2 protein-coding genes and 1 pseudogene are annotated in these 563 nt (G+C 49.6%); 2 read left to right on the forward strand and 1 reads right to left on the reverse strand.

Annotated features, from left to right (window positions below; translation table 11 throughout):
* Together MKS11_RS27490 and MKS11_RS27495 are read left to right on the forward strand one after the other, a co-directional pair.
* On the forward strand, positions 1-71 hold a 71-nt coding region (locus MKS11_RS27490), incomplete at its 5' end, for a hypothetical protein (RefSeq protein WP_223349232.1).
* A 48-nt stretch (positions 72-119) separates the two neighbouring features.
* Positions 120-314: pseudogene (locus MKS11_RS27495) on the forward strand (hypothetical protein); the annotation flags it as partial.
* On the opposite strand, the gene MKS11_RS27500 reads toward MKS11_RS27495, so the two are convergent.
* Positions 307-563, reverse strand: a 257-nt coding sequence (locus tag MKS11_RS27500) for an integrase core domain-containing protein (RefSeq protein ID WP_268099565.1), incomplete at its 5' end; no start/stop codon positions are given. The pseudogene MKS11_RS27495 and the gene MKS11_RS27500 sit on opposite strands and share 8 nt — an antisense overlap.

Consider the following 563-nt stretch of genomic DNA (forward strand, 5'->3'; position numbering starts at 1 on the left):
CTATGGCCCTGGTACGAGCGCTGAACAAAATGACGAAAGCAGGTATGCCTGAAAGCGTGCGTATTGCCTGAAAACACAACCCGCTACGGGGGAGACTTACCCGAAATCTGATTTATTCAACAAAGCCCCGAACTAAAGAAGAGGTTGCGCGTGATTTACCACAGAAAATTGAAGTGGAAAGTTGCAAGCAGTTGATGTTGTCTGGAGTGCAAAAACAGCTCTACCTTTCGTCTGTTGCAAACTGGCAACAGCAACAGGCGCTGAGCGAAGGCATGCAGCAGGCTGGAACAGGTATGCTTGAAGTGGTCAACAAAAACTGGCCACCGCGTTAGAGTTTTTCCAGTATCGGTTTTCTGATTCGTTTGGCGGTAACCCACCATTATATTCGTGCGGTCTTAGTGCGCTGTAATATCCAACGATATAGTCCGTTATTGCGTGAGCTGCATCGCTGAAGCTTACATAGCCCGTCGCCGGCACCCATTCGTTCTTCAGACTCCTGAAGAAGCGCTCCATTGGGCTGTTATCCCAGCAGTTTCCACGCCGACTCATACTCTGCCTGATCC

This window comes from Klebsiella sp. K5-45 (assembly GCF_030128605.1).
GTDB classification, from domain to species: Bacteria; Pseudomonadota; Gammaproteobacteria; order Enterobacterales; family Enterobacteriaceae; genus Klebsiella; species Klebsiella quasipneumoniae.